General features: G+C 72.8%; 20 protein-coding genes. 12 read left to right on the top strand and 8 right to left on the bottom strand.

Annotated features, from left to right (window positions below; translation table 11 throughout):
- Positions 1-41 precede the first annotated feature (41 nt).
- Positions 42-1,298: a lipase family protein gene (locus tag ACYVNR_RS12755; protein WP_461048375.1), complete on the bottom strand. Its 1,257-nt coding sequence runs from the start codon at positions 1,296-1,298 to the stop codon at positions 42-44.
- Between the two features lie 209 nt (positions 1,299-1,507).
- Positions 1,508-2,470, bottom strand: coding sequence for a GlxA family transcriptional regulator (locus ACYVNR_RS12750; RefSeq protein ID WP_045192901.1), 963 nt, complete (start codon positions 2,468-2,470; stop codon positions 1,508-1,510).
- 91 nt (positions 2,471-2,561) lie between these two features.
- On the opposite strand from ACYVNR_RS12750, the gene ACYVNR_RS12745 reads away from it, so the two are divergent.
- Positions 2,562-2,723: a hypothetical protein gene (locus ACYVNR_RS12745; RefSeq protein WP_461048374.1), complete on the top strand. Its 162-nt coding sequence runs from the start codon at positions 2,562-2,564 to the stop codon at positions 2,721-2,723.
- Between the two features lie 152 nt (positions 2,724-2,875).
- On the opposite strand, the gene ACYVNR_RS12740 is transcribed toward ACYVNR_RS12745, so the two are convergent.
- The 3 genes from ACYVNR_RS12740 to ACYVNR_RS12730 all read right to left on the bottom strand — a co-directional run bounded on the left by ACYVNR_RS12740 (position 2,876) and on the right by ACYVNR_RS12730 (position 8,169).
- Positions 2,876-4,387: an HNH endonuclease signature motif containing protein gene (locus tag ACYVNR_RS12740; RefSeq protein WP_461048373.1), complete on the bottom strand. Its 1,512-nt coding sequence runs from the start codon at positions 4,385-4,387 to the stop codon at positions 2,876-2,878.
- Between the two features lie 134 nt (positions 4,388-4,521).
- Positions 4,522-5,460 (bottom strand): DMT family transporter, encoded by a 939-nt coding sequence (locus ACYVNR_RS12735; protein WP_461048372.1) that lies wholly within the window; start codon positions 5,458-5,460, stop codon positions 4,522-4,524.
- A gap of 48 nt (positions 5,461-5,508) precedes the next feature.
- The gene (locus ACYVNR_RS12730) at positions 5,509-8,169 is read right to left on the bottom strand and encodes an AMP-binding protein (RefSeq protein WP_461048371.1); all 2,661 of its coding nucleotides are present in this window, start codon (positions 8,167-8,169) and stop codon (positions 5,509-5,511) included.
- A gap of 281 nt (positions 8,170-8,450) precedes the next feature.
- On the opposite strand from ACYVNR_RS12730, the gene ACYVNR_RS12725 reads away from it, so the two are divergent.
- The gene (locus ACYVNR_RS12725; RefSeq protein WP_461048370.1) at positions 8,451-8,948 is read left to right on the top strand and encodes a cysteine dioxygenase; all 498 of its coding nucleotides are present in this window, start codon (positions 8,451-8,453) and stop codon (positions 8,946-8,948) included.
- Positions 8,945-9,376, top strand: a complete 432-nt coding sequence (locus ACYVNR_RS12720; protein ID WP_458799181.1) for a rhodanese-like domain-containing protein — start codon at positions 8,945-8,947, stop codon at positions 9,374-9,376. The genes ACYVNR_RS12725 and ACYVNR_RS12720 overlap by 4 nt, the downstream gene beginning before the upstream one ends.
- Here ACYVNR_RS12720 and ACYVNR_RS12715 read toward each other — a convergent pair.
- Positions 9,297-10,220, bottom strand: a complete 924-nt coding sequence (locus ACYVNR_RS12715) for a LysR family transcriptional regulator ArgP (protein ID WP_461048369.1) — start codon at positions 10,218-10,220, stop codon at positions 9,297-9,299. The two genes, ACYVNR_RS12720 and ACYVNR_RS12715, sit on opposite strands and share 80 nt — an antisense overlap.
- Before the next feature lie 69 nt (positions 10,221-10,289).
- On the opposite strand from ACYVNR_RS12715, the gene ACYVNR_RS12710 reads away from it, so the two are divergent.
- The 3 genes from ACYVNR_RS12710 (at position 10,290) to ACYVNR_RS12700 (ending at position 14,230) form a co-directional block, all read left to right on the top strand.
- Entirely contained in the window at positions 10,290-10,886 is a 597-nt protein-coding gene (locus tag ACYVNR_RS12710) for a LysE/ArgO family amino acid transporter (protein ID WP_458799179.1), read from the top strand.
- A 147-nt stretch (positions 10,887-11,033) separates the two neighbouring features.
- Positions 11,034-11,192: a hypothetical protein gene (locus tag ACYVNR_RS12705; RefSeq protein ID WP_458799178.1), complete on the top strand. Its 159-nt coding sequence runs from the start codon at positions 11,034-11,036 to the stop codon at positions 11,190-11,192.
- Positions 11,193-11,209: 17 nt separating this feature from the next.
- A complete protein-coding gene (locus tag ACYVNR_RS12700) occupies positions 11,210-14,230 on the top strand; it encodes a helix-turn-helix transcriptional regulator (protein ID WP_461048368.1) in 3,021 nt (1,006 codons plus the stop codon).
- Here ACYVNR_RS12700 and ACYVNR_RS12695 read toward each other — a convergent pair.
- Positions 14,227-15,456, bottom strand: a complete 1,230-nt coding sequence (locus tag ACYVNR_RS12695; protein ID WP_461048367.1) for an MFS transporter — start codon at positions 15,454-15,456, stop codon at positions 14,227-14,229. The genes ACYVNR_RS12700 and ACYVNR_RS12695 overlap by 4 nt on opposite strands.
- A gap of 58 nt (positions 15,457-15,514) precedes the next feature.
- Between ACYVNR_RS12695 and ACYVNR_RS12690 the strand changes: the two genes are divergently transcribed.
- The 6 genes from ACYVNR_RS12690 (at position 15,515) to ACYVNR_RS12665 (ending at position 20,492) form a co-directional block, all read left to right on the top strand.
- The gene (locus tag ACYVNR_RS12690) at positions 15,515-16,489 is read left to right on the top strand and encodes an ArsR/SmtB family transcription factor (protein WP_045192895.1); all 975 of its coding nucleotides are present in this window, start codon (positions 15,515-15,517) and stop codon (positions 16,487-16,489) included.
- An 89-nt stretch (positions 16,490-16,578) separates the two neighbouring features.
- Positions 16,579-17,571, top strand: a complete 993-nt coding sequence (locus ACYVNR_RS12685; protein WP_461048366.1) for a peptidoglycan-binding protein — start codon at positions 16,579-16,581, stop codon at positions 17,569-17,571.
- Between the two features lie 108 nt (positions 17,572-17,679).
- On the top strand, positions 17,680-18,000 hold the full coding sequence (locus ACYVNR_RS12680; RefSeq protein ID WP_045192894.1) for a DUF2853 family protein: 321 nt from the start codon (positions 17,680-17,682) through the stop codon (positions 17,998-18,000).
- Between the two features lie 112 nt (positions 18,001-18,112).
- Positions 18,113-19,099 carry an NHL repeat-containing protein gene (locus ACYVNR_RS12675; protein WP_461048365.1) on the top strand — a complete coding sequence of 329 codons (987 nt, stop codon included), beginning with the start codon at positions 18,113-18,115 and terminating at the stop codon, positions 19,097-19,099.
- Positions 19,100-19,305: 206 nt separating this feature from the next.
- Complete coding sequence (locus ACYVNR_RS12670; RefSeq protein ID WP_052677499.1) at positions 19,306-19,968, top strand: cobalamin B12-binding domain-containing protein; 663 nt, start codon at positions 19,306-19,308, stop codon at positions 19,966-19,968.
- 104 nt (positions 19,969-20,072) lie between these two features.
- Positions 20,073-20,492 carry a hypothetical protein gene (locus ACYVNR_RS12665; RefSeq protein ID WP_461048364.1) on the top strand — a complete coding sequence of 140 codons (420 nt, stop codon included), beginning with the start codon at positions 20,073-20,075 and terminating at the stop codon, positions 20,490-20,492.
- Here ACYVNR_RS12665 and ACYVNR_RS12660 read toward each other — a convergent pair.
- Entirely contained in the window at positions 20,476-21,405 is a 930-nt protein-coding gene (locus tag ACYVNR_RS12660; protein WP_045192891.1) for a LysR family transcriptional regulator, read from the bottom strand. The genes ACYVNR_RS12665 and ACYVNR_RS12660 overlap by 17 nt on opposite strands.
- Between the last annotated feature and the right edge of the window lie 55 nt (positions 21,406-21,460).

Below are 21,460 nucleotides of genomic sequence, written 5' to 3'. Positions count from 1 at the left end.
GCCCGAGGTCGCCCGGTCCTGCCGATCCCTGGCCCGACCGGTCACAGCCACCAGCAGTCGGAGACCTGCGGGAGGCCGGCGACCCTCGCCTCGAGGAAGGCGAACTGCTTGGCGAACGACGGCACGGCGCCGCCCACGTGGGTCGGGGTGATGTTGGGCGAGAACGCGACGTTCGCACCACGGGCGCACCAGTCGCTCGCGAGACGCCGCCCGACGGCATACGGGATGACGTCGTCGAGCGCCGAGTGGGTGACGAGCACGGGCACCGTGGGCTTCAGGCGGCCGATGCGCTGGTCGGCGACGATCGAGCGGAAGGGCTCGGCGGCGGCCAGCTCGGTGAGGGAGCGGCCGTCCTTCGTCAGGTCGCTCGAGCGGGTGAAGGCGTGCAGGGCGATGGACTCGGCCACGCACTCGCCCTTGACGGCCTGGATGACGGACGTGCCGCGGGCGTTGAGGAAGGCGTCGAGGTCGAGGCCGTAGGCGGCGGACTGTCCGGCGACGGCGTAGAGGGCGAAGGCGGAGTAGAGACCGCCGTCGAGGTTGGCGGCGACGGCACCGAGGTCGGCGGGCACGGCGCCGGCGACGGCACCCGTGACGTCGAGGTCGGGCGCGTACGAGGGCGCGAGCTCGGCCGCGGCCGCGGTGGCCCCGCCGCCCTGGCTGTAGCCGGCGAGCATGACCGGACCCGCCGAGGGCAGTCCCGTGCCGGGGAGGCGCTGGGCCGCGCGGACCATGTCGAGAACGGCGTGCGCCTGCGCCTCGCGCACCATGTAGGTGTGCGTGCCCGCGGTGCCGAGACCCTGGTAGTCGGTCATGGCGACGGCGTAGCCACGCGCCAGCAGGCCCGAGATGAAGACGCCTTCGTACTCCGAGCCGGCGGCGAGCTGGCGGCTGGGGGCGCACTGGTCGCCCATGCCCTGGGTGCCGGCGGCATACCCGACCACGGGGCGGCGGCCCGGACCGATCCACGGGATCGGTGGCACGAGCACGGTGCCGGTGACCGCGATGGGGGCGCCCGAGCGGTCGCGGGTCGCGTACATGACGCGGGTGGCGGCGGCGGTCGAGCGGAGGGTGCGCAGCGGGTCGAGGTAGAAGGTCATCGCCTCGGACCGCAGCACGCTGCCGGGCGGCCCGTCGACGGTGGCCGGCGCGGCGTAGAAGTCGCCTGCCGCGCGAGCTGTCGTGACGGGTGACATGACTGCTGCGGCGACGGCCAGCACGACCACGCCGGCGATGCGGCGGAAGCGGTGTGCGCGCTGGCGGGTGGGGAGGGACGGCGGTGCGGAGGGGTGGGTCACGGAGGGCGCTCCTCTGGCCTGGGGACGACGCCGTTGTCGTCCCACTGGCCAGTAACCTACGTGCGGTAAGAAGCGGTGTCGCGGCGAGATCGGGGCCGCTAGATCGGTATCAGGATGTCTAGCGCTGACGCGAGACAGTCGAAGACGCCGGGATCGAAGGCGTCATGGGAGGTCGGGCCCAGTTCGGCGCCTGCCCTGCCGGTTCCCGCTCAGGCGGACACGGGCTGCTTGGCGAAGGCGCGGCGATAGGCGACCGGCGGGATGCCGATCTCGCGCTGGAAGTGGTGGCGCAGCACGGCAGCGGTGGCGAAACCGCTCTCGCGGGCGATGCGTTCGACATCGAAGTCCGTGGTCTCGAGCAGGTGCCGGGCCCGCAGCACCCGCTGGCTGGTCAGCCACTTGTGCGGGGTCGTGCCCACCTCGGCGGCGAAGCGCCGGGCGAAGGTGCGCTCGGACATCGCCGCGCGCCGCGCCAGGGACGGGATCGAGTGCTCCTCGTCGAGTCGCTGGGCCACCCACTCCATGACGTCCTGCAGTCCCTCGCACGGCTCGGCCGGCAACGGGGTCTCGACGAACTGGCGCTGCCCGCCCGAACGGTGCGGCGGTACGACCATCCGGCGCGCGATGCGGGTCGCGACCTCCGAACCGAGCTCGGTGCGCACGAGGTGCAGGCAGGCGTCGATGCCGGCCGCGGTGCCGGCGCTGGTGAGCACCGGGCCGTCCTCGACATAGAGGACGTCGAGGTCGACGCACGCCCTCGGGTGCTCGTCGGCCAGCCGGGCGGCATACCGCCAGTGGGTGGTGCAGTCACGACCGTCGAGCAGGCCCGCGGCCGCGAGCTGGAAGGCACCGGAGCAGACGGACAGCACGCGCCCGCCGTGCTCGACCGTGTGACGAAGGATCTCGAGGACGTCGGGGTCGAAGGGACCGTCCACCGAGCCGCCGGGGATGGCGACGAGGTCGGCGCCGCGGGCCGCCTCGAGGGGCAACGGGGCGACGATGCTCAGCCCGCTCGTCGTGCGCAGCGGCTCGCCCGGTCTGGCCGAGCAGACGCGGAAGTCGAAGGGCGGGACGCCGTCGTCGGTGCGGTCGATGCCGAAGACCTCGCTCAGCACGCCGAGCTCGAACATGGCGACCGGTTCCTGGGCGATGACCGCGATCGTGCGCAACATCCGGCCAGCATCGCACGGTTGGCAGAATCTTGTCGACAGTCGTCAGTTCTGCCACTCGTGGCGGGATCACGGCGGGCGCAGAATTTCTGCCATGGACATCATCTTCTTCATCGCCATGATCGTCGCTCTCGTCGCAGCCCTCGGCCCGCACCACCGCCGGACGTTCTCGCTGCCACGCGCCCCCTTCGGCGCGGACGCCGAGGTCGACCGCGATCTCGTCAGGGTCCTGCACGACGTGCCCGTCGCCCACTGAGCCGCACCGACGACCCAGACCGTGCCGGAGCATCCACGCCGACCAGAACCGAACTCCTCCGGCTGACGCCGGGTCGACCGACCCGGCGTCACGCATGTCCGCCGCGCGCTATCCAGCAGGAGCCACGTGGGCCAGGGCATGGGCACGCCTCGTCAGAACGGAGGCGGGTCGCTGCTGGTCTCAGTACACCCGGTATCGCCGCAGCGCGGCGGACTCGACGCACCTGAACAGCCGCCGGGATCTCGTAGCGCTTCGCGCCAGTCCTTCGGGTAGGTGATGTAGTCGCGGCGCGCGAGGGTGGTCCAACAAAGCCCGTCGTCGTCGACCTTCTCGACCGTCCAGGCCCGGGCGGTCTTGGGGTTGTGGCAGCCGCGGCTCAGCGACTCGAAGTTCGAGACCCGCGTCTCGCCCTTCGGCCACGGGACGATGTGGTCGACGTCGCAGCGCTCGGCCGGCACCTGGCACCCGGGAGCGCGGCACACGCCGTCGACGGCGCGCACGTGCTCGACCATCTCGCGCGTCGGCTCATAGCGGTCGGAGGACAGCTCGAGCGCACGACCCGAGTCGACGTCGACCGCGAGTCGCTGCCAGACAGAGCCTGGCGCGGTCATGATCTGACGGGCGTGCGCGGCGGTGACCCAGCCATGGCCGGGGATCTCGCACGCAGCATCCGACAGGCCGACGGCGACCTCGAACGGCACGACGATGCGGACGACAGCCGGCGGCGCGGACGCGAGCCACGACCCGCACGTCGGCGCAAGCGTGGCCGAAGATGGGACTGCCGCGTCGAGCCCGGCCGAGCCTGCGGAGGAGGTGGTCGCGACGTCGGTGCCCGATGGCTCGACCGACGGGCTGAGGACGGGACCACCAGAGCCCGACACCGTGCCGAAGAGGGCGAGGTCGGTGAGCACGTCGCTGCGCAGCTGGTCGAGCGTGCGCTCGTCACCGGCTGCACGGGTGGCTCGGGCCAGCGCGTCGACCCGGTCGAGGACGCCGACGACCCGTTCCGCCGGAGCGACGACCGTGAACACCCCCATACCGTCGTCGGTGAGGCGCCCGTGGACGTTGCGTCGACGAAGGGCCGCGCAGCGTCCTTCGCCCTCACCGCGATGGTCGGCACTGCGGACGCAGCGGCGCAGTCGGCTCATGAAGAGGCGCTGCGACGACACAGAGCCGTCCGGCGCGGGCGCCAGCACGGCAGCCTCGAGATCAGGGAGCACGCTGTCGTCGAGGGACCGGGTCTCGGCGACGACCTGCAGGGCACGGTGCAGGCTGACGCGGCCTTCGGACAGTCGCTGGCGCAGCAGCCGGTGGCGTCTCGGTGTCGTGGCCAGCTCGAGCCGACGCGACACCTCCGCGGCGCCGACCCCCGTGGCAGAGGCGATCTCCTGGGTCACGACCTGGTCGACGGAGAGCGGGACCGGCGTCCGCGGGAGTCTCGCGAGCTGGAGCTCCTCGACCGTGTGCAGCGCTGCATAGGCGGCGATCAGCCGTGCCTCGGTGCGTGCCTTCGACCGCTCGAGCGCCTCGATCTCGGCGACGAGTTCCGCCGCCTCCTCGTCGAGCCCCTCATCGCGGAACGAGCCGTCGGCGTCTGCAGTCGCCCGCGGACCCGTGCCGGTGAAGCGGCGCACCGAAGCGGCCTCGCCGCGGGCACCCAGCACATAGGCAATCCGGGCCAGAACGGTAGGAGTCGCCTCCTGATAAGGCACGCCGCCCTCCTCCTGCCGTCGGATCCAACAACTCCATTAGAACACCAGTTCGAACAGAATGAAAGGTTTGTCCACACGTGCGGCATTCACTCGACCGTCTCGGCGGCAACCGGGCATCGTGGCTTGCGCCGCGTCAGCAGCACACCGGCGATGCACAGGGCGCCGCCCACGAACGTCAGCGGCGGGGGCACCTCCGACAGCAGCGCCCACGCGATGAGGGTGGCGATGAACGGCACCAGGAAGGTCGTCAGGGTCAGCGTGCCCGCGTTGCTGCGGGCAAGCACGTAGGCCCACGTCGAGAAGGCGATCGCCGTCGGGAAGATGCCCAGGTAGGCGATCCACCACAACGTCGCCGCGTCGCTGTCGCGGACCACGGTCACGAGCTCGCCGCTCCACGGCAGGCACACGACGGCGCCGATGATGCAGGCCAGCCAGGTGACCTCGGGGCCCGGGAGTCGCCCGAGGAGCGGTTTCTGCGCGAGGACGCCGACGGCATACGTGATCGCCGCCAGCACGGCGAGCCAGACGCCGACCATGTCGCCCGAGTCGCCGGAGGAGAAACCGCGTGCGATGACGACGACTCCCGCGAAGCCGACCGCCATCCCGATGAGCAGCCAGCGCGTCATCACCTCGCCGAGGAACACGGTGGCCAGCAGCGCGACGATGATCGGCCCGATCTGCACGATGAGGGCGGAGGTGCCGGCGTCGATGCGCCGCTCGGCCTCGTTGAGGGCGAGGTTGTAGACCCCGAACCAGCCGATGCCGCACAGCAGCAGCAGCGGCCAGTCGCGGCGGGCCGGCCAGGTGCGTGGCCGGCGGAAGACGAGCACCCCGAGCGCCACGGACGCGACGAGCAGCCGGCCCAGCGACAGCGCGCCGGGTGGGACGTCACGCCCGAGGTGGCGGATCGCGACGAAGGCCGACGCCCAGAGCAGCAGGGTCACGGCCACGGCTCCGAGCACGAGCCAGGTGGTGCGGCGAGAGGTGACTGGGGCCTCTGCGGTGGCGGGCGTTTCGACGGTCACCAGCAGACCGTAGACGCCGGCACCGACACGGCGCCGCAGGGTTTCCGGTCAGGTGTGCGCGACTTGCCGCCACGCAGGCCACGCTCCGACCCGCGCCAGCCGCTCGCCGACCCACGGCAGCACGCGCGTCCACAGCAGCCAGTACGCGACACCCACGACCATCGAGCCGGTGAACGCGAGCACGGGCCGACCCCACAGGTGCTCGAGCACCTGCCAGTGGATGACGTAGACGTAGAGCGAGCTCGCGGCCAGCACCTGCACGGCGGGCACGAGCCACGCCGGCAGACGGGTGGTCGGCTTCCACACGAGGGCGAGCACGAACGCGAGCGACAGGACGTCGCGGGCAGGATTGCCGGAGAAGGTGCCGACGAGCAGCACCGCAGCGACGGTGACCCACCACCGGTGCCGGGGCGTGCTGACCCGCGCGATGGCCCAGCCGAGGAAGAAGAGGAAGAGGACGACGAGGGCCGAGCCCTGCATGCGCGGCACGGGCAGCTCGAAGAGCGGGAGGCGCAGGGTGAAGGCGGCCAGGGTCAGCGTGACAGGCAGGCCGAAGGGCCAGCGCTTCTCGAGCCGCGCGACCGCGGGGACGGCCGTGAGCACGATCGCGACGACCAGGGCGAAGACGAGCGCCTCGATGAACCAGAAGCGCCATGGTGGCCCGAGACGCTGCTCGCCGAACGCCCAGTTGAGCAGGAACAGGTTGCGGGTCTCGTAGTCGCCCCACACGAGGTGCGCGGGCACGATGACGGCGAGCGTGGGGACCACGATCCTCACCAGGCCGCGCCCGAGGGCCCGGAGCCGGGCGGCCCGCTGCGGCGCCGCGAGCGCGAACCGCGCGACGTTGAAGCCCACGAGCACGAGCAGCGCGTGCGCGGTGCCCTGCAGCGCGAAGAGGTCGGCGTGCGTGCCGACGATGAGCAGGATCGCGAGCGCCCGGAGCCACACCCCGGTCTCGACGGTGCGTCGTCGCCCGACACCGGCACGTCGACCCCTGCCGTATGCCGTCGGCCCCGCCCCCGCGACACCGCGGTCCGCGCGCGGCCGGCTGCCGTCGTCCCCCGACGCGCCGCGCCTGGTCGCAGCGAGGGCGTCGTCGGCCTGCTCCTGGAGCCGGCCGACCGGCGTCACGTGCCACGACGGCGGCAGGTCGCCGAGCAGCTCCTCGAGCTTGAGCGACACCTCCACGTAGCTGAGGGAGTCGCCACCGAGCGAGGCGAAGGTCGCGTCGGCGGGCACTGTGTCGCGGTGCAGGGCTGCGGCATACATCCGCGCGACCGAACCGCCCTCCCCGGCCACCTCGGGCGACGACGAGGTGGAGGTGCCTCCCTCGCCCAGCGCCACGATGGCCTGCAGGTCGACCTTGCCACCCGCCAGGGTGGGGTGCTCGGTGACCTCGACGACGCGTACGGCGCCGAGGGGCACGTGACCCGCCGCGGCGGCGGCACGCCGCACCGCACCGTGGTCGACGCCGGACCCTGCACCGCAGCGCTCGCCGCCACGCACCGACACGGCGACCAGGCCCTCTCGGCCGGCCACGCGCACGTCACGTCCGCCGTCCCGGAGGCGGCGCTCGACGACGTCGAGGTCGACGCGATGACCCAGCACCTTGACGTGTCGGCTGGAGCGGCCCGTGACCTCGAAGAGGCCGTCGGGGCCCACCCGGCCGAGGTCACCCGTGCGCAGCCGGGTGGTCGTGCGACCGAGCGCGAGGTCGGCCGGGCGCTCCGCGTAGCCGAGCATGACGTTGGGCCCGGTGTAGCAGAGCTCGCCGTCGACGACCTCGAGGCTGCCGCCGGGAACGGGCACGCCGATGGAGCCGGGGCTGCTCAGGGCGAGGTCGGGCGGCAGGTAGGACATCCGGGCGGTCGCCTCGGTCTGGCCGTACATGACGAAGAAGTCCCAGCCGCTCTCGCGACCGAGCTGGGCCCAGTGCTGCACGCGCTCGGGGTCGAGGCGACCACCGGCCTGGGTGACGTAGCGCAGGCGCGGGAGGTCGACGCCGGAGAAGCCCGACCGGTCGAGCATCTCGAAGGTCCACGGCACCCCGGCGAACGAGGTGACCCCGGCCCGCCGCGCCAGGTCCCAGAAGCACTCGTCGACGACGGCGAGGTCGGTGAGCGCGATGCCGGCGCCCCGGACGAGGTGGCTGTGCAGGACCGACAGGCCGTAGCAGTAGTGCAGCGGCAGCGTCGTGGCGGCGCAGTCGGTCTCTCGGATCTGGAGGAACTCGGCGATCTGCTCGGCGTTCGCGGTCAGGTTGTCGTAGGAGAGGCGCACGAGCTTCGGTGAGCCGGTCGAGCCGCTCGTGCTGAGCAGCAGCGCGAGGTCGGGGTGCAGGGGAGCCGCCGGCGCGTCACGACGGACGTCGACCTCCCCCACTGCGGAGATCTCGATGTCGGGGTCCCAGGCGGCGCGCAGACCCTCGAGGACGTCGGGCCGGTCGCCGGCGGCCAGCAGGACGGCGTGCCCCTGCCGCAGGGCGGCGAGGTAGGCGACGAGGCAGTCGAGCCGGTTCTGCATGGCGACGAGCACGAGGCGGCGGGTCCCGGCCAGGGGGCGCCCGGCGTCCTCGACGAGGTCGCGCAGCTCGGCACGGCTCACGACGCGGTCGCCCAGCACGACAGCGGCGGCGCGCGGGTCGCCGGGCAGGTCGAGCCACGGTGCGGCCGGGGGCGCAGTCGTGGGAGTCGTCAGGGCGTTCAGCACGCCCCACATTAGATAGGTAAGCCTTACCTAATGGCAAACCTTCCGCTTGCCTGGCGGGATCGCATAAGTTAGCGTTTTCATTATGAGTAGGAATGGTTATGTGAGTGGGCGAGGGAACCGCCCCCACCACTCCGCGCCCATCGCGTACCCGCGCTGCCGGGACGGCCGAATGTGTGCCTGTAGCCCGCTCGGGAGCCGTCGCCCAGCCTGATACCGGGCTGCCGACCCCTCCCGAGCGCCGCCGCACCCGCACACCCCACCCACCCCGAAAGGCCCTCACCATGTCCCGCGGCGCCCAGCGCATCTCCGTCGACCTCGCCGACACCGCCCGACGACTCGCCCGCCAGCGCTCCGTCTGGCAGGGAGTCGTCGACTTCGACCCCATCACCCGCTACTACGCCCGCCTGCTCGCCGACGAGCACCACGAGGCCTGGCTGCTGACGTGGCTTCCGGGCCAGGGCACGCCGTGGCACGACCACGGCGGCAGCGCCGGCTCCTTCGTCGTGCTCCAGGGCGTGCTCACCGAGGAGGTCGCCGGCTACAAGGCAGCGGTCGACCTCGACGGCTCGCGCCGGGTCACCGGTCCCGGCGTCCTGCTCACGCCCGGCGACCAGCGCACCTTCGGCACCCGCCACCTGCACCGCGTCACGAACGCCGGCTCCGACCCTGCGGTGAGCCTGCACGTCTACGCACCGAAGCTGACGGCGATGACGAACTACCGTGCCGTCGACGGCGTCCTCGAGGTCGAGGAGCACGAGGAGATCGGAGTCGACTGGTGAGCCAGGACCCCACCCCCGGACGCCCACCACGCACCATCGACGAGGTGCTGGCCGAGGCGCGCACGCACCTGCACCGGGTCACGCCGGCCGAGGCGGACGCCGCTCGCGCCCACGGCGCCGTCATCGTCGACATCCGCCCCGCCGCCCAGCGCGAGGCCGAGGGCGAGCTGCCGTTCGCCGTCGTCATCGAGCGCAACGTGCTCGAGTGGCGCCTCGACCCGGCGAGCGACGCCTCGCTGCCCCTCGCCAGCCACGACCTACCCGTCATCGTGCTCTGCCAGGAGGGCTACACCTCGAGCCTCGCCGCAGCCGCCCTGCAGGAGCTCGGCATCCACCGTGCCACCGACGTCATCGGCGGGTATGCCGCCTGGCGGGAGTGGCTGGACGAGCATTCCGCGGGGACGTCACCGTCGCAGCAGCAGCCCTGACGGAGGCGCTGAGCCGGTCGAGGTGCTCGGAGGGCAGGCGCCAGCGCTGCCAGTAGAGCTGCACGTCGACGTGGTCTCGCGTGCCGAGCCGGACGAGCTCACCCGAGTCGAGGGCCGAGTCGAGCTGTGAGGTCAGCAACGCACCCCACCCCAGCCCTGCGCGCACGGCCGTGGCGAACCCGGTGCCGTCGGGCACCTCGTGGGTCGGCGGCGCCGAGCTGGCGCGATGCCTCTCGAGGATCCGCTGCTGGATGTCGTCCTTACCATTGAACTTGACGAGAGGCATTGCGCCCCAGTCGATCCCGCGACCCGCGCGGTGGCGCTCGACCAGCTCGGGCCGCGCGACCGGCAGGTAGCGCATCGTCACGAGTGGCTCGGTCGAGCACCCCTGCACCGGCGACGGGTCCGACGTCACCGCGGCGAGCACCTCGCCCGACCGCAGCAGCCGCGCCGAGTGGTCCTGGTCCTCGACGTGCACCCGGATCACGACGTCGGGCCAACCGGCCACGTCGCCGAACACCGCCCCGAACCACGTCGACATCGAGTCGGCGTTGACGGCCACGGGCAGGTCGACGCGCCCCTCCGCGCCGGACGACAGGCCGGCGAGCGCCTCGGCCTCGAGCAGTCCCTGCTGACGGGCGAGGCGGACGAGCGCCTCACCGGCGGAGGTGGGACGGCACGGGCTGGCGCGCACGACGACGACCTGCCCCACCTCCGCCTCGAGGGCCTTGACGCGCTGGCTCACGGCAGACGCCGTCACGTGCAGGCGCCGCGCCGCCGCGTCGAAGGTGCCGGTGTCGACGATGGCGAGCAGGGTCGCCAGGTGCTCGGGCTGCAACCTCATGAAGTCATGCTAATGATGCTGAAGAATCCTTCGCTTCACTGAATTGCTGTCGGCCCGTACCGTCGAACGGTGACCTCCCTCCTGCCCGGCTTCCTCACGATGGCCTCGCTCATCATCGCCATCGGGGCGCAGAACGCCTACGTGCTGCGCACCGGGCTCACGCGCCGGCACGTCGGCCTCGTCGTGACCGTGTGCGCCCTCAGCGACGCGGTGCTCGTCGTCGCAGGGGTCCTCGGCGTCGGCGGTCTGGTCACGGCCCACCCCACCCTGCTCACCGTCGTGCGGTGGGTCGGGGCGGCATACCTCGTCGGGTACGGCCTGCTGTGCCTGCGCAACGCGCGACACCCCAAGGCCCTCGAGGCCGACGGCACCGCCACGTCGCGCCGGGGCGTGCTCACCACCGTCGTCGCCCTCACGTGGCTCAACCCGCACGTCTACCTCGACACGGTGCTGCTCGTCGGCTCCATCGCCAACCAGCAGGGACCCGACGGACGCTGGTGGTTCACCGCGGGCGCGATCGCCGCCAGCATCATGTGGTTCACCGCGCTCGGCCACGGGGCCCGCCTGCTCGCCCCGCTCTTCGCCCGTCCCGCGACGTGGCGCGTGCTCGACGTCGTCATCGCGCTCGTCATGTTCGCGATCGCCGCCACCCTCGTCCTCGGCTGAGGTAGCCGGCGGGCCTGTCTGAGGTAGGGCGGCACCGCGGATCTGAGGTAGTGGGCGCGCACGGATAGGGAGCTCACCCGATGTGGGGGTCTACCTCAGGAGCCGACTCTGGAGGAGTCCAGAAAAGGCACGAACAGAGGAAAGACCGTGACCACTCACTTCTACGACTACCGCACCGTCCAGGCCGAGATCGAGGCCCGCTACCCGCAGCGTCGCCGCCCCCGCAGCAGCTCGTCGCTCGAGATCATGCGACGCACGCTGGCGCGGATCTCCCGTGAGGAGAACAACCCGGGCCGCACGCGGTGACGACGGCGACACGCACCGTGTCGTCCACCGTCCTCGCGCTGTCGGCGGAGTACGCGAGAATTCCGCGTATGCCGCTCAGCACCGGCCCCCTCATCGGGAGGGACTCCGACCTCTCCCATCTCGCCGACGCCATCGGACTGCGCCCGACCCCGGGTGGCCAGCCCGGTGGCGTCGTCGTGCTGTCGGGCGACGCCGGCATCGGCAAGTCGCGTCTCGTCGGGCAGCTCGTCACCGAGGCCAAGGACTCCGGCTGGTTCACCGCCGTCGGGCACTGCGTGGGGCAGGCAGGCAGCAGCCTCGCCTACCTGCCGTTCGTCGAGCTCGCCGGTGCCGTCGACGCCGGGCACCCCGAGGTCGTCGAGCGCGTGCTCGTCACCCACCCGAGCCTCGGCCACCTCCTGCCCGGCCGCCCCGAGTCGCACGACCCCGAGCGCGCCGGCCGCACCACCGACCCCGGCCAGGTGGCCGAGGCGGTGCACGCCCTGCTGTCGGCGCTCGGCGACGCACAGCCCTCCCTCGTCGTCGTCGAGGACGTCCACTGGGCCGACCACTCGTCGCGCGACCTCATCACCCTGCTGCTGACGCGCGGCTTCGCCAAGGCCGTCGGCCTCGTCGTGACCTACCGCTCCGACGACCTCTACCGCCGGCACCCGCTCCACGACACCCTCGCCGTCTGGGCCCGCATCGCCGGGCTCGAGCACGTCGAGCTCGCACCCCTGCCCGCCGATGCCGTCCGAGAGCTCGTCTCGGGCATCGAGGGCGCCCCCACCGACGCGACGACGGCCGCCGAGATCGCGCGTCGCTCCGAGGGCAACCCGTTCTTCGCCGAGGAGCTCGTGGCGAGCGCCGCGGCGGGCCAGACCCTGACCGGCGGCCTGAGCCGCGTGCTCCGGGCCCGCGTCGAGCAGCTCGACGACACCGCCCAGCGGGTGCTGCGCGCCATCGCCCTCAAGGGCGGCCAGTTCATCGACCACGAGCTGCTCTCGAAGGTGCTCGACCTGCCCGACGAGACGCTCGAGACCGCGCTCGCCTCCGCCGTCGAGCACCACGTGCTCGAGGCGCGCTGGCCCCCGGCCTACACGTTCCGCCACGCGCTCCTGGGCGAGACCGTCGCCGACGGCCTCCTCCCGGGCGAGCGCCTCAGGCTCCACCGGGCGTATGCCGCCGTGCTCGCCGAGCGCCCCGACCTCGCTCCCGCGTCGGAGCTGGCGCGCCACGCTGCCGCGGTCGGCGACCTGCCGACCGCGGTGCGCGCGAGCCGGGCAGCGGGCGAGGCCGCGATGGCCGTCGGCGGCCCGCAGGAGGCCCTGCTGCACTTCGAGCGCGCCCTGACGTGGCTCGACGAGAACGACGCCGAGCGCGACGAGGTGACCCTGCGCGCCTCGCGGGCAGCCATGGTCGCGGGCGAGTCGGTGCGCGCCATGGACCTGCTGCGCGACCGCCTCGACCATCCCGGCACCGCACAGGACCCCCTCGTCCGGGCCGACCTGCTGTCGACGCTCGTCATCCGGGCCCGCATCCTCGACCTGCCCGTCGACTCGATCGCCCTCACCGACGAGGCCATGTGCCTGCTCGGCGACGAGGCCGGCGAGCGCCGGGTCCGCGTGCTCGTCGCTCGGGTGCAGGCCCTCGTCGACCAGGGCTCGTTCGTCGAGGCGGCGGTCGTGGGCAACGAGGTCTCGCTCCTCGCCGAGCGTCTCGGCATGGTGGGCGCGGTCGCCGAGGTGCGCACCATCATGGCGCGAGTGCTCGAGGCCCAGGAGGACCTCGCCGCCGTCGAGACCCACCTCCGCGCCCTCGTCGACGACATCGACCCCGACGACCCGCTGCTGCTTCGCGCCCTGCACCAGCTCGCCTCGCTGGCCCACCGCCGCGGCGACCTGCCGGGCGCCCTCTCCCTCTACGACCGGGGCGCCGACGTCGCCCGACGCCTGCACCGCGAGTGGGCGCCGTGGGGCCAGGAGTGCCGGCTGCTTGGCGGCATCACCGCCTACGAGCTCGGCGACTGGGACGGCTCTGTCCGACGCCTCGACCTCGCCGGACGCCCCGCGCCGCAGCCGGGTCGCACGATCTTCACCGGCGCGATGCTGCTGGTCCGGGCCGGTCGCGGTGAGCCCATCGACCCCGATCTCTTCGACGCCCTGCGCGAGTGGTGGCCGGTCGACGGCCTGTGCGTCGTCCTCACGGTCATGCCCGCCGTCGACGTGCTCGGCGACGCCGGCGACCTCACCGGCCTGCTCGACCTCACCGAGGCCGCGGTCCGCACCCTCGATGCCGCGTGGGGCGAGTACCACGCCGTCGTCCGGCTCGCTGCGCTGCTCGCCGGCCAGGTCGCCCGCCTCGCGCCCACCGCCGACCCTCCCCTCCGAGAGCGTGCCGTCGCCCTCGTCGACGAGCTCACGCAGCGCGGTCGCGAGATCGGCGAGCTACGACCCGCCGTCGAGAAGGCGAGCCGCCCGAAGTTCGAGCGGTCCGCCGCTGAGTCGCTCGAGGACACCAGCCGCGAGACGTGGGCGTGGACGTCGCGCCTCGAGGCCGAGGTGCTCCGGCTGCGCCACGCGGTCGAGCTCGACGACCCACCCACGGCCGACGAGCTCGTCGAGGCGTGGCGCACGAGCACGGCCGCGTTCGAGCGCTACGGCCACGTCTTCGAGACGGCTCGCTCCCGGGCGCGCCTGGCCGCCGCCCTGCGCAGCGTCGGCGACGCCGCGGGCTCGCGCCGCGAGGCCGAGGCCGCCCGTGGGGTCGCCGTCCGGCTCGAGGCCGAGCCGCTCCTGCGCGAGCTCGACGAGGTGCGGCCGGGGTCGGCCGGCGGTCGCAGTGCCGCCGGCACCGCGCCGTCGCACGACCTCACCCCCCGCGAGCTGGAGGTGCTCGAGCTGCTCTCCCAGGGCCTCACCAACGGCCAGATCGGCAAGCAGCTCTACATCAGCACCAAGACCGTGAGCGTGCACGTCTCCAACCTGCTGTCGAAGCTCGGCGCCACCGGTCGCACCGAGGCCGCCGCCATCGCGAGGCGGCGCGGCATCGTCTCCTAGCGAGAGGCGGCCTCCACCGGGGCGACTGCCGGGGCGACTGCCGGGGCGACCGGGCGGGAGCGGCGCAGGCCGGGCGTGAGGGCGACGGAGACGAGGACCGAGGCCACCGCCATGACGCCCATGGCCTCGGCCGCGGCCTCGGGGCCGACCCCGAGCGCGCTCGCCACCGCGCCACCGAGCAGGGCGCCCAGCGCCTGACCGACCATGAGCCCGGTGCCCTGCAGGCCGAACACGTGCCCGCGTGCCCCCGACTCGGTGTGCGTGACGAGCCGCTCCTGCAGGGGCAGGCTCGCGGCGTAGCCCGCCGACGCCACGAAGGCGAGCGCGGCGGCATACGGCAACGACGGCACGAGGAAGAAGGCGAGGTACGGCACGGCCAGCAGCAGGCGAAGCGGCCCGATCAGCCTGTCGCGCCACGGGACCGAGAGGAAGCGACCCACCACGACGTCCCCGACGAGCATGCCGGCGGCCGTCACGGCGAAGAGATAGCCGGCCCGCTGCCCCGCGAACGGGACGAAGAGGGCCTCGCAACCGACGATGAGCCCGTTCGGCACCCACAGCGTGAGGTAGATCGGACGGGTCACGGGCGAGCCGAGGAGGCGGCGGTTCATCTCGCGGGTGCGCCGGACGACGGACGAGCCCGTGTGGCGCGGCGGGTGGTCCGAGAGGCCGAGCCGCAGCAGCACCACGGCGACCAGCAGGGCCGCAGCGGAGCCGAGGAAGAGCTGAGTGGTGGTGAAGCGGATGAGGAGCAGGCCACCGATGCCGTAGCCGACGATCTGCATGCCGCCGACCGCGATGTTGAGCGTCGCGCGCCCGAGGATGAAGCCGTCGGGCGGGAGGATGTCGGAGACGAGCGCCATCATGCTGCCCCCGAGGGCAGAGGTGATGAGCGGCCCGACCGCCAGCAGCACGAACCGCCAGCCCCACGGCAGCCCGGGGATCGCCTGCAGCAGGTCGGTGACGAGGGTCGTCGTCGCGACGAGGACGAGCGCGGTGCGGGGGCGGACGAGGTCGGAGCCGGACCCGAAGAGGGCCTGGCCGACGATCCGCATGAGCGGGGCGCCGAACATCGCGAGGGCCGTGAGCACGGGTGAGCCGGTGGCGGCGAACGTGATGGTGCCGAGCGCGAGGGAGGCGACGGCATACGACCCGACGTTGAGGCTGGTGACGAGGAAGAGGACGCGGAACTCCGGGACGGAGAAGAGCTGGCGGTACGTCTGCACCCGCACACGGTGCCCGGCCGACCGACCGGCGGGCTAATGTTTCGGACGGAGGCGAAACATGGGGACGTGGCAGATCTCGGCCGACCTGTTGGCCAGGAGCCGCTTCGTCGTGTCGCCGCGCATCGAGACCGTGGGCGCCCTCAACGACCTCGTGCGCCCGTCCGACCCCGAGGGGCGGGCTCTGGCCGCCGCCCACGGCGAGGCGTTCCGCGCCATGCTCGACGAGCACCCGGTCCGTCGCGTGGTGCTCGACCACAGCTGGAGGCCGCAGTGGATCTCCGACTGGCTCTGCCTGCCGCCCGCCACCGGCGGGCGCACGTTCGAGCAGGAGCTCGACGACGTGCGCGACCTCGGCGACGCCGTCATGCGCGAGCAGCTCGCCGAGAGCTCACCCACGCGCGACCTGCCCGACGTGCTGCTGCGCGACGGCCTCACCGAGCACGGCGTCGAGCTGCTCGAGTGGGTCTGGACGCACGTCCTCGCCACCGACTGGGCTCGCCGCGAACGGATCCTGCGCGCCGACGTCGTCTCACGCACCTCGCGGCTCGCGACGCAGGGCTGGGCGTCGGTGCTACGTGACCTCGGCCGCGACCGGGAGTGGGTCGGCGACGGCCACCTGCGCATCAACAACTACGACCTGCCCTCGCGCGTGCTGCCCGACGACGCCGACCTCTTCTTCGTGCCCGTCAACCACCGTGCGCGCTGGGTCGGCTGGCTGCTCCCGAGCAGGTATGCCGTCTACTACCCCGTCGCGGGAGCGCTGGCCCGGGTGGACGCCGGGGCGCCCGACGGGCTCGAACGGCTCGTCGGGCGCAACCGCGCGCGCCTGCTCGTCGTGCTCGAATCGCCCTCCAGCACAAGCGGACTGGCGGCGACCACGGGCCTGGCGATCGGCTCGGTCGGGGACCACCTCAAGGTGCTGCTCGCGGCCGGGCTCGTGCTCCGGCGCCGTTCGGGCCGCGAGGTGCTCTACTGGCGCACCGCCGTCGGTGACGCCCTCGTGGCCTCCGGCACCGAGCTGCCGGCCGGGTAGTTCTCCCCATGTACCAGCCGAGCTCCCGCCCCTAGCCTCGGCGCTGCGGACGCACCCGCGGCCCGCACCAACGACGAGCAGGGGTAGTCATGTGTGAGCTCCACGAAACGTCCACGCCCGAACTCGGTCGCCGCACGCTCATCCGCGGCGCCGGTGGCCTCCTCCTCGCCGGCGGCCTGGTCGGCGTCACCGGCACCGCGGCCCAGGCCGCGACGTCACAGAACGGCTGGCCGGCCGGCTCGTCGTCCGCCATCCCGCTCGCCACCCTCGCCGTCGGCGCCGCCACCTTCCCGGCGGGCGTTCGACGCGGCGACGTGCACACGGTGCTCGGCTACGTGGCCCGCCGGTTCGACCGCGAGGTCGAGGCGCTCGTCAAGGGCTGGTGCTGGGGGCACAGCTACCGCGTCATCTCCGGCAGCACCTCCCTCTCGAACCACTCGAGCGGCACCGCGATCGACCTCAACGCCCCCCGCCACCCGCTCGGCAAGGCGGGCACCTTCTCCACCGCGCAGCGCACGAGGATCCACTCCATCGTCTCCGCCTGCAACGGCGTCGTGCGCTGGGGCGGCGACTACTCGGGCCGCAAGGACGAGATGCACTTCGAGATCAACGTGCGTCCCGGCGACGCCCGGCTCGCGGCCCTCGCCCGGCGCATCGGTGGCGGCGCACCCGCGCCGGCGCCCATCGTGTGGACGACGGTCAGGCGAGGCGCCAACGGCTTCCGCACCACGGCGATCCAGCACCTGCTGCGCCACCGCGGCTACTCCCTCACCGTCGACGGCGTGTTCGGCCCCACGACCGAGAGCCGCGTCATCGCCTTCCAGCGCTCGAAGGCTCTCGCCGCCGACGGGATCGTCGGGCCGAGGACGTGGACGGCCCTCGTCGCCACGGTCAAGCAGGGCTCGACCGGACAGGCCGTCGTCGCCGTGCAGAAGCTGCTCACGCACCGCGGCTTCGGGGTGTCGGCGACCGGCACGTTCGGTTCGACGACCACGACGAAGACGCAGGCGTTCCAGCGGTCGCGGGGCCTCACCGCCGACGGGATCGTCGGGCCGCGCACCTGGGCGAAGCTCACCGTCTGATGGGCGGAGGTCTCGCCGCAACTTCTCAGCGAAGAGACGTCACCAACCGAAGGCTTTGGGTCTAGCGTCGTCCGTGTTTACGCCATTCAACGAAGAGGGGCACGACACATGGCAGAAGACTGGGCAGCAGACGTCAAGAAGTACTCGCCCGACGCCGACGACGCCGCGATCAAGGGCATCGTGCGCCACTGCGGTATCGCCCTGCAGAAGCGGGACTCCTCCCTCGTGTCGTTCAGCGACAAGAGCGAGCTCGACCGCGTGCGCGACGGCTTCATGAAGAAGAAGCTCGGCCTGACCGGGTCCGACGCCGACCTCGACGCCTCGCTCGCCGAGGTGGGACAGACGCTCAAGGGTGACCGCACGAAGAACCGCGTCACCGTCTACTACCTGCTCGCCGAGAAGCACGACAAGCTCGACCTCTTCCGCTGACCGGACCGGTCCAGCAGGCGCGGATGTGCCGTCGCGGTGTAACGGCACATCCGCGCCAAAGGTTCAACGGCAGCGTCTCGACATCTCTCGAGGCAGCGGAACAGCATGGAGGATGGACAACCACAACGCCGTGCTTGGCACCCCCTCGCGTCGCCTCGTCCTCGGCTCGGCAGCCGCCGTCGCCGTCACCGCGCTGACCGCCCCGGTCGCCTCCGCCAGGAGCCGCACGAGCGGCCACCTCCCCCACAGCGTCGCCCTCCCGAACGGCACGCAGCCCGAGGGCATCACGTCCGGACCGGGCGCCACCTTCTACGTCGGGTCCGTCGCCGACGGGCGCATCGTCAAGGGCAACCTCCGCACCGGGATGGTGCGCACGCTCCTCGCCGGGGCGGCCGGCCGCTCGCTGCGCGGTCTGTTCTTCGACCACCGCACCGGTCTCGTGTGGGCCGTCGGCAGCCTCGGTGCCGTCGGCCACGTCTGGGCGGTCAGCTCCAGGTCCGGTCGTGTCGTGAGCGACACCGTGGTGCCGGGTGCGGGGTTCCTCAACGACCTCGTCGTCACCCGACGCTCGGTGTGGGTCACCGACTCGGCCGTCGGCCGGCTCACGATGCTCCGCCTCACGAGCAGCGGGCGGCCGACCGGGGGCATGCCCCACTTCGTGACCCTTCGGGGGCAGTGGCCGCCCAGCCCGCCGAACACGTTCAACGCCAACGGGATCCGCAGCCTGCCGGACGGCGCGCTCGTGCTCAACAACAGTCGTGTCGGTGGTCTGTGGCAGGTCAACCGCAAGACCGGCTACGCCCGGCGGATGATGGTGAAGGGTGGCCCGGCCATCACGAGCGGCGACGGGCTCGAGCTCGTCGGCACGAAGCTCTACAACGTGCGCGGGGCCGGCGGCGCGGAGGTCGTCGTCACCCGGATGCGACGCCACGGCGACACGTGGCGCGCCGAGTGGCTCAAGACGCTGACCGACCCCTCGCTCGACGTGCCGTCGACCGCGACGGCCGCGCTCGGTTCGCTGTGGGTCGTCAACGCCCGCTTCGGCGTGCCGTCACCCGCGACCGCCTCCTTCGCCCTCACCCGGCTGCCCCAGGTCTGACCGCCGGCCACCACCGGCCGCTCGCCGGAGCCGACCCTCATCCGACCGGAGCCGTCCATCGCCCACGACGAGGTGGGAGGTGGACGGCTCCCTCCGCGCCAGTGTGACGAGGGAGGGGCAACTGGGTATGACGCGTCGGTTCGGCTTCGGCTCCCGGGCCCGACAGCCGGGCACTCGAGGCACCACCCGTGAAGGAGCCCTCCACCATGTCCTCACGCACCACGCCCACCGAGTGGGTCGACCAGCTCGAGCAGACCCTCGAGAGCTTCGACGAGGCCGGCGGGCACCGGGTGCTCAGCCAGGTCTTCACGCAGCTCGAGCTCGAGGATGCGCTCTCGGTCGTCGTCCTGCCGTACCTCCACGCGATGGGCGAGAGGTGGTCCCGGGGCGCGATCGGCGTCGCGCAGGAGCACTTCGCGAGCAACGTCCTGCGGTCGCGGCTGTCGCTGCTCATGAACTCCGAGGCACGCACCGAGGGGCCCCTGGCCGTGCTGGCCTGCATGCCCGACGAGCACCACGAGTTCGGCCAGATGGCGATGTCGCTCGCCCTCTCGCGTCTCGGCTGGCGCACCTGCTACCTCGGCGCGGACACCCCGATCTCCGAGCTCGCCCTCACCTGCGCGACGCTCCAGCCGGACGCGGTCGTGCTCTCCGCACACCGTCACGAGACGTTCGAGACGCACGGGCCGGCGCTGCGACGCATCGCGGCGTCCGCGTCACTGCACGTCGCCGGCCCCGGCGCGAGCGACGACGTCGGCGAGCTGTGCGACGCGTCCTTCCTCGACGGCGACCCCGTCCGGGCTGCCCGGGCGGTCAACGAGGAGCTCGGTGGCACACGGCCTGCGCTCGACGCGCCGTCGGCGGTCTGAGCGGGGCTCGGTCACCGGCGTGACGCGGTCAGGGCTAGGCTCGTTTGCCTTGTGCCACAACACTCGTGCAGCCACGCGCGAGCCCGCCCACCGATGGAGTGCCCATGCCCTCAGGATCCGCTGACACCCAGCACCTCATCGAGCGGGTGCGCTCGGTCGCCGCGGGTGGCCGCTACCTCGTCGTGGAGCGGCCCTACGGTTTCGACCTGACGGTCGACGAGGCGGACGCCCGCTCGGCCGACCGGCTCGGGCAGCAGGGGCTCGAGCCCGTGGTGACCCACCGGGTCCGCGTCGACGAGGCGGCGCACGAGCTGTCGATCACCGACGTCTCCCACTCGGCCCGCTGGGACGAGGCAGCACCCGACGGCGAGGGCCGCGGGCTGGTCCGCGAGGCCGCCCAGACCCTCGGCTGGCGTGAGCAGCGGGGCCGCGACCGTCGGGTCACCCTCGCGGTCGCCGGCATCGCCGCCGCCGGGCTGCTCGTCGCCGCACTCATCACCCTCGTCATCACGCTGTCCGGCTGAGCGCCGCCAGTGCGACCGTCCGGCCCGACCGGACGACGAACTCCTCGAACGCCGCGACGGTCGGGTCGTGCGCCGGGTTGCGCACCAGGACGCCTATGGTGCGCAGCGCCTGCGGGTGGTCGAGCGCGACGGGCACGACGTCACCCTCGGGCGCGAAGGCCGGCAGGATCGCCACTCCGAGGCCCGCGCCGACGAGTCCCCTTGCGGTGTGGACGTCCTCGGCCTCGAACCCGACCCGAAGCGGCACCCCGGCGTCGGCATAGATCTCCTCGACGCGGCCGCGCAGACCGAAGCCGGTCTTGAGCACGATGAGGTCGTCGCGACCGTCCGCGGCGAGGCTCTCGACGGACACCGACGCGGCCCCGGCCGCGTGGTGCGACCGGTGGACGGCGACGACGAGCGGCTCGTCGTAGAGGACGGTGCTCGACCCGCCGGCGACCTCCGGCGGGGAGGCCACGAGGGCGACGGAGCACCGGCCTGCCTCGAAGTCGTCGAGGGCCTTCTGGCGCGAGCCCTGGGACAGCTCGAACCGCACGCCGGGGAACCGGTCGCGGAAGCGCCGGATCAGTGCCGGCACCACGGCCTCGCCGAGCAGCGTCTGGAAGGACAGCCCGACGGTGCCGTGCCCGATGACGCCCGACCCGGTGACGGCGTCGACGCCCCGCTCGAGCGCGGCGACGCCCTCCTGTGCGAAGGGCAGCAGCGCCCGGCCCGCCGCCGTGAGGGCGATGCCCCTCCCCTCCCGCTCGACGACCGGCGTCCCGAGCAGCACGCCGAGGCGGGCCAGGGCGCGGCTGACGGTGGGCTGCGGCATACCGAGGACCGCGGCAGCGGTGGTGACCTGGCCGACCTCGGCGACCACGACGAAGACGGGCAGCAGACGCACCACCGCACGGAAGTCACTCGGTCTCATGCCTTGATCGTATGAGTAGTCGACGTGACATGCATTGGTGCTCTGGGTCGCCTCG

The organism is Terrabacter koreensis, assembly GCF_054783315.1.
This window is presented reverse-complemented; position numbering and strand designations above follow the sequence as displayed.

Excerpts from the sequence above, each read along its gene's own strand:
- ACYVNR_RS12750 (WP_045192901.1), bottom strand. The coding sequence starts at position 2,470 with ATGTTGCGCACGATCGCGGTCATCGCCCAGGAACCGGTCGCCATGTTC.
- ACYVNR_RS12745 (WP_461048374.1), top strand. The coding sequence starts at position 2,562 with ATGGACATCATCTTCTTCATCGCCATGATCGTCGCTCTCGTCGCAGCC.
- ACYVNR_RS12725 (WP_461048370.1), top strand. The coding sequence starts at position 8,451 with ATGTCCCGCGGCGCCCAGCGCATCTCCGTCGACCTCGCCGACACCGCC.
- ACYVNR_RS12715 (WP_461048369.1), bottom strand. The coding sequence starts at position 10,220 with ATGAGGTTGCAGCCCGAGCACCTGGCGACCCTGCTCGCCATCGTCGAC.
- ACYVNR_RS12690 (WP_045192895.1), top strand. The coding sequence starts at position 15,515 with ATGGGGACGTGGCAGATCTCGGCCGACCTGTTGGCCAGGAGCCGCTTC.
- ACYVNR_RS12685 (WP_461048366.1), top strand. The coding sequence starts at position 16,579 with ATGTGTGAGCTCCACGAAACGTCCACGCCCGAACTCGGTCGCCGCACG.
- ACYVNR_RS12680 (WP_045192894.1), top strand. The coding sequence starts at position 17,680 with ATGGCAGAAGACTGGGCAGCAGACGTCAAGAAGTACTCGCCCGACGCC.
- ACYVNR_RS12675 (WP_461048365.1), top strand. The coding sequence starts at position 18,113 with ATGGACAACCACAACGCCGTGCTTGGCACCCCCTCGCGTCGCCTCGTC.
- ACYVNR_RS12670 (WP_052677499.1), top strand. The coding sequence starts at position 19,306 with ATGTCCTCACGCACCACGCCCACCGAGTGGGTCGACCAGCTCGAGCAG.
- ACYVNR_RS12665 (WP_461048364.1), top strand. The coding sequence starts at position 20,073 with ATGCCCTCAGGATCCGCTGACACCCAGCACCTCATCGAGCGGGTGCGC.
- ACYVNR_RS12660 (WP_045192891.1), bottom strand. The coding sequence starts at position 21,405 with ATGAGACCGAGTGACTTCCGTGCGGTGGTGCGTCTGCTGCCCGTCTTC.